The organism is Streptomyces sp. 8N616, from assembly GCF_052246385.1.
Taxonomy (GTDB): Bacteria; Actinomycetota; Actinomycetes; order Streptomycetales; family Streptomycetaceae; genus Streptomyces.
Window position 1 is genome coordinate 23,589 of record NZ_JBQQBY010000062.1, and the last position, 6,328, is coordinate 29,916.

The window sequence follows — 6,328 nt, forward strand, 5'->3', positions numbered from 1 at the left end:
CCCGTGAGCCCGAAACCCGTCGTACTCATCGCCGAAGAGCTGTCGCCCGCCACCGTCGACGCTCTCGGCCCCGACTTCGAGATCAGGCGCTGCAACGGCGCCGACCGAGCCGAGCTCATCCCCGCCATCGCCGAGGTCGACGCGATCCTCGTGCGCAGCGCCACCCAGGTCGACGCCGAGGCCATCGCCGCGGCGAAGAAGCTCAAGGTCGTCGCGCGAGCCGGGGTCGGGCTCGACAACGTCGACGTGTCCGCCGCCACCAAGGCCGGCGTGATGGTCGTGAACGCCCCGACCTCCAACATCGTCACCGCCGCCGAGCTGGCCTGCGGCCTGATCATCGCGTCGGCCCGCAACATCCCGCAGGCCAATGCCGCCCTCAAGGACGGCGAGTGGAAGCGCAGCAAGTACACCGGCGTGGAGCTGGCCGAGAAGACGCTGGGCGTCGTCGGCCTCGGCCGGATCGGCGTGCTGGTCGCCCAGCGGATGTCCGCCTTCGGCATGAAGGTCGTCGCGTACGACCCGTACGTCCAGCCCGCGCGCGCCGCGCAGATGGGCGTCAAGCTCCTCTCCCTCGACGAGCTGCTCGAGGTCTCGGACTTCATCACCGTCCACCTCCCCAAGACCCCGGAGACGGTCGGCCTGATCGGCGACGAGGCGCTGCGCCGGGTCAAGCCCGAGGTGCGCATCGTCAACGCCGCGCGCGGCGGCATCGTGGACGAGGCCGCGCTGGCGAGTGCGCTGAAGGAGGGCCGCGTCGCGGGCGCGGGCCTGGACGTCTTCGCCAAGGAGCCGTGCACCGACTCTCCGCTCTTCGAGTTCGACAACGTGGTGGCCACCCCGCACCTGGGCGCCTCAACCGGCGAGGCCCAGGAGAAGGCGGGCATCGCGGTCGCCAAGTCCGTACGGCTGGCGCTTGCGGGCGAGCTCGTGCCGGACGCGGTCAACGTCCAGGGCGGCGTCATCGCCGAGGACGTCAAGCCCGGTCTGCCGCTCGCCGAGAACCTCGGGCGAATCTTCACCGCGCTGGCGGGCGAGGTCGCGGTCCGGCTCGACGTCGAGGTGTACGGCGAGATCACCCAGCACGACGTCAAGGTGCTCGAACTCTCCGCGCTGAAGGGCGTGTTCGAGGACGTCGTCGACGAGACCGTGTCGTACGTGAACGCGCCGCTGTTCGCGCAGGAGCGCGGAGTCGAGGTCCGGCTGACCACCAGCTCGGAGTCGCCCGACCACCGCAATGTGGTGACCGTGCGCGGCACCCTCGCCGACGGCGAGGAGGTCGCGGTCTCCGGCACCCTGGCCGGTCCCAAGCACATCCAGAAGATCGTCGCCGTGGGTGACTACGACGTGGACCTGGCGATGGCGGACCACCTGGTCTTCCTGCGCTACGCCGACCGGCCGGGCGTCGTCGGCACCGTCGGCCGCATCCTGGGCGAGGCGGGCCTCAACATCGCGGGTATGCAGGTGTCCCGCGCGGTTCCGGGCGGCGAGGCGCTGGTCGTCCTCACCGTGGACGACAGCGTTCCGGCGGCGGTTCTCACCGAGATCGCCGAGGAGATCGGCGCGACCTCGGCCCGCACGGTCAACCTGGAGAACTGACCGGCGGTCGGTCCTCAGCAGCGAGTACCGGGCCCGGCCGCCTGACGCAGGCGGACCGGGCCCGTTCGCGTCAGAGGCGGGCGGCCTTGAGGGCCATGTGGAGGAGCAGGCGGTCCTCGCCCTCGTTCAGGTCGAGGCCGGTGAGCTTCTCCACGCGCGACAAGCGGTAGTAGAGCGTCTGCCGGTGGATGCCGAGGGCTGCCGCCGCGCGACTCGCCTGGCCCGCGCAGTCGAGGAAGACCTCCGCCGTGTGCGCCAGCTGAGCCTGGGCGGGTTCGAGGAGCGGGGCGACGGCGGGGTCCGGCGGGGCGGCGGTGGGGAGCCGGGTGAGCGTACGGTACGGGCCGATCGCGGCCCATTCGGCGATCGCGCCCAGCCGGGGGTCGGCGCGCGCGGCGCGGGCCGCCGCCACCGCCTCGCCCCACGCGGCGGGCAGGTCGTCCAGGCCGCGGCGTGGGCCGCTGATCCCCGCCGCGGCGCCCGGCGGGCCTCCCTCCGCCCCGACGGGAGCGGCACGGACCGCCGCTGCCGCAAGGCCGCCGCCCTGGCGGGCTGAGGCCGGCTCCGCGCGTGGCGAGCGCAGCAGGCGCTCCGCCGCCGTGAGCGCGGGTTCGAGAGCGGTCGCCGCGCGCAGCCGCACCAGCGCGGCAAGCCCGTCCGACGCCCCGCCGGGAACGGGCGCCACGCATATCGCCGCCACTCCTGGCTGCCCTGCGAGCGCCGAGCCGGGGCTGTCGGCGGCCGCACCGGCGTCCTCGTCACCCCTCAGCCACGGCGCGACCGCGACCACCGCCAGCAGCCCGTCGGCCGATGCGCCGAGCGCGCCCCGCAGCCCGGCCACGGCGGCGTCCCGGCCACCCGGCGGGCCGGTCAGCAGCTCGCGCAGCAGCTCGCTCGCCTCGGCACCGGCCTGCGCCTCGGCAGCCAGCTGCGCCCCGATGCGGGCCGCGGTGTCCATCGCCTGGGCCAGTCGCGGATCGGGCGGTACGCCGGGGCCGCCGGTCTCGAGCCGCGACAGATGACCGTCGTCGAGCAGCCAGACGTATCCGTGCACGACGCCCGCATGGCGTACGGGCAGGCAGATCCTGCCCATGACCACACCGGCCGCAGGGTCGGGCGGAATGCGGATGGGGCCGGTGGCGCGGGCGATGCCGAAGGCCTCGAACCAGGCGCGCACGGCTGCGGTCGAGCGGCGGTGCAGGATCGAGCGCGTACGGACCGGGTCCATCGTCAGCTGGCTGTCGTCGTCCGTGACGCTGCCGTGCGCGCCGAAGGCGATCAGCCCGAAGTCGCGGTCCTCGAGCGTCGCCGGCGCACCGAGCACCGCCGAGATCTCATCCACGAGCTGCTGGTAGTCGCCCCGCATCAAGTCGCTCCGCTCCTCCGCGATTCCGCCGTCGAGGCCATTCTCATACATCTGTCTGAGATCCGGGCCACGGATGCGTGACAGCTGTCGATGGCCGACGATCGGAGCGATCCTTAGGTTTCACGGTGGTTCTCCTTGCCGTCGCGGAGCAGTCCGCCATGCGGCCCTTTCATCCCCATCGTGGAGGTGCCCTGTGCTGGGTCCTGTGCTCCTCGCCGCCGCGCGCAGCGACAGCATTCGCCGGATCGTCTCGGCCGCGCCGGTCACCCGCCCCGTGGTGGACCGCTTCGTCGCCGGCGAGCGCCTCCACGAGACGATGGCGGTCGTGCGGTCGCTGACCGGCCGCGGCCTGGAGGTCACGCTCGACCACCTCGGCGAGGACGTCACCGACCCGGCCGAGGCCCTGCGCGCCCGCGACGCCTATCTCGCGCTCGCCGAGGGCCTCAAAGGCGAGGAATTGGGCGTACGCGCCGAGATGTCGGTCAAGCTGTCGGCCTTCGGGCAGGCGCTGGCCGGCGGTCACGACCTGGCGCTGGCCAATGTGACCCCCGTCGTGGAGGCCGCGGCCGAGGCCGGGACGACCGTGACCCTCGACATGGAGGACCACACCACCGTCGACTCCACCCTGGCCATCCTCGCGGAGCTGCGGAAGCGGTTCCCGCAGACCGGCGCCGTCGTGCAGTCCTACCTCTTCCGCACCGAGGACGACTGCCGTGCCCTGGCCGGGGAAGGCTCGAGGGTGCGACTGGTGAAGGGCGCGTACAAGGAGCCCGCGTCGGTCGCCTACCAGGACAAACGCGAGGTCGACAAGGCGTACGTCCGCTGCCTGAAGATCCTCATGGCGGGCCGGGGCTACCCCATGATCGGCTCCCACGACCCGCGCATGGTGGCCATCGCGCAGGAGCTGGCCGGCCGCGTCGGCCGCAAGCCGGACGAGTACGAGTTCCAGATGCTGTACGGCATCCGCGAGGCCGAGCAGCTGCGGCTCGTGGCGGAAGGACACCGTATGCGGGTTTACATCCCGTATGGCACAGACTGGTACGGGTACTTCATGCGGCGGCTGGCGGAGCGCCCGGCCAACCTCGCCTTCTTCCTCCGCTCGCTGGCCACCCGCGGCTGAGGCCCCAGGACTCCCGCCGAGTCCGCGCCGACTCCGCCCCTGACTCCGTCCCCCTGACTCCGTCCCCACGACCTCGATCGATCGAAGGAGAGTACGGCCACCATGGACGCTGTGACCCAGGTCCCCGCGCCGGTGAACGAGCCGGTGCACACCTACGCACCCGGCAGCCCCGAACGGGCCCGGCTCGAGAAGAAGCTCAAGGAGCTCGCGGGCAACCAGCGTGAGCTGCCGATGACCATCGGCGGCCAGAAGCGGATGGGCGGCGGCGAGCGCTTCGACGTCGTGCAGCCGCACAACCACTCGGCCAAGCTCGGCACGTACGCCAACGCCACCCACCGGGACGCGCAGGACGCGATCGACGCGGCCCTGGCCGCCGCCCCGGCGTGGCGTGCCCTGTCGTTCGACGACCGCGCCGCGATCATCCTCAGGGCGGCCGAGCTGCTGTCGGGCCCGTGGCGCGAGACCCTGGCCGCCGCGACGATGCTGGGGCAGGGGAAGACCGCGCAGCAGGCCGAGATCGACACCCCCTGCGAGCTGATCGACTTCTGGCGCTTCAACGTGCACTTCGCGCGCCAGATCCTGGCCGAGCAGCCGGTCACGAACTCCAAGGGCGTGTGGAACCGCACCGACCACCGCCCGCTGGAGGGCTTCGTCTACGCGATCACGCCCTTCAACTTCTCCGCCATCGCGGGCAACCTCCCGACCGCGCCCGCCCTGATGGGCAACGTGGTCGTCTGGAAGCCGTCCCCGACCCAGACCCTCGCCGCCGTGCTGCTCATGGAGCTGCTGGAGGAGGCCGGGCTGCCGAAGGGCGTCATCAACCTGGTGACCGGTGATGGCAAGGAGGTCTCCGAGGTCGCGCTCGAGCACCCGGACCTGGCCGGTATCCACTTCACCGGCTCGACCAGGACCTTCCAGTACCTGTGGAAGACGGTCGGCAACAACATCGAGAAGTACAGGACGTACCCGCGCCTCGTCGGCGAGACAGGCGGCAAGGACTTCATCGTCGCCCACCCGTCGGCCGATCCGGCGGTCCTGAAGACGGCGATGACCCGCGGCGCCTTCGAGTACCAGGGCCAGAAGTGCTCGGCGGCCTCGCGCGCGTACGTCCCGCGCTCCCTGTGGGAGGGCGGTCTCAAGGAGGAGTTCGCGGCCGAGGTCGACTCGCTCCCCATGGGCGATGTCACCGACCTGTCGAACTTCATGGGGGCCGTCATCGACGAGCGCGCCTTCGCCAAGAACAAGGCGGCGATCGACCGGGCCAAGTCCGACCCGACGGTCGAGATCGTGGCGGGCGGCACGTACGACGACAGCGAGGGCTGGTTCGTCCGCCCGACCGTCCTCGTCTCCACGGACCCGGACAACGAGATCTTCACGACCGAGTACTTCGGCCCGATCCTCGGCGTCCACGTCTACGACGACGAGAACTACGAGGAGCTGCTCCAGCAGATGGAGTCCGCCGCGCCGTACGGCCTGACCGGCTGCGTCATCGCCCAGGACCGCGCGGCCGCCGCGCACACCAGCGAGGTGCTGCGCTTCGCGGCGGGCAACTTCTACATCAACGACAAGCCGACGGGCGCCGTCGTGGGCCAGCAGCCCTTCGGCGGCGGACGTGCCTCCGGTACGAACGACAAGGCGGGCTCCAAGCAGAACCTGATGCGCTGGACCTCCACCCGCTCCATCAAGGAAACCCTGGTCCCCCCGACGGACTACCGCTACCCGCACATGGGCTGACTCCCTGGGCATAGCCCACGCGGCTGCCCTGACACACCCCCGCCCCCGCCCGTTCCCCTCCGGGCGGGGGCGGTTGTTCATGTTGTCGTCCGTGGTGAGCACGGGCCACCAAGTCTGTTCTGTCAACGGTTTGTTGACCCTGCTCCTGCGATAGGTTCATACGGCATACGTGGTGTGGCTGCGGCTGTGACGGGGGTTGTTCGGGGTGGGGTATCGGCCGGCGGATTGGCATGTCCTTGACCTGGAGTCGGATCCGGTTCCGGGGGATCCGGAGCGGGTCAAGGGTCTGGCGCGGAGGCTGCACGCGTTCGCCGACGACGTCGGGGATGCGCTGCGGCAGATCAAGGGCATGGCCGAGGATGACGCGCTGCTGAAGTGGGCGGGGAAGTCGGCCGATGCCTTCACGTCCGAGTTCGAGGACGTTCCGAAGAACCTGCGGAAGCTGAAGAAGTCCTATGACTTGGCCGGGGACGCTTTGGCGGCGTACTGGCCGGAGTTGGAGAAGGCGCAGG

At 71.3% G+C, this 6,328-nt stretch carries 5 protein-coding genes; 4 read left to right on the plus strand and 1 reads right to left on the minus strand.

What is annotated here, in order from left to right; all coding sequences use genetic code 11:
* The first annotated feature begins 3 nt into the window (after window positions 1–3).
* Complete coding sequence (gene serA / locus ACTWQC_RS34695; RefSeq protein ID WP_443319846.1) at window positions 4–1,596, plus strand: phosphoglycerate dehydrogenase; 1,593 nt, start codon at window positions 4–6, stop codon at window positions 1,594–1,596.
* A gap of 70 nt (window positions 1,597–1,666) precedes the next feature.
* Here serA and ACTWQC_RS34700 read toward each other — a convergent pair whose 3' ends face one another.
* Window positions 1,667–2,962, minus strand: coding sequence for a PucR family transcriptional regulator (locus ACTWQC_RS34700; protein ID WP_443319852.1), 1,296 nt, complete (start codon window positions 2,960–2,962; stop codon window positions 1,667–1,669).
* Between the two features lie 193 nt (window positions 2,963–3,155).
* Here ACTWQC_RS34700 and ACTWQC_RS34705 point away from each other — a divergent pair, with 193 nt between their 5' ends.
* The 3 genes from ACTWQC_RS34705 to ACTWQC_RS34715 all read left to right on the plus strand — a co-directional run.
* Window positions 3,156–4,082 (plus strand): proline dehydrogenase family protein, encoded by a 927-nt coding sequence (locus tag ACTWQC_RS34705; protein ID WP_443319847.1) that lies wholly within the window; start codon window positions 3,156–3,158, stop codon window positions 4,080–4,082.
* Window positions 4,083–4,184: 102 nt separating this feature from the next.
* Window positions 4,185–5,816 (plus strand): L-glutamate gamma-semialdehyde dehydrogenase, encoded by a 1,632-nt coding sequence (pruA, locus tag ACTWQC_RS34710; protein WP_443319848.1) that lies wholly within the window; start codon window positions 4,185–4,187, stop codon window positions 5,814–5,816.
* A gap of 205 nt (window positions 5,817–6,021) precedes the next feature.
* A partial coding sequence (locus ACTWQC_RS34715) for a WXG100 family type VII secretion target (protein ID WP_443319849.1) occupies window positions 6,022–6,328 on the plus strand: 307 nt, incomplete at its 3' end.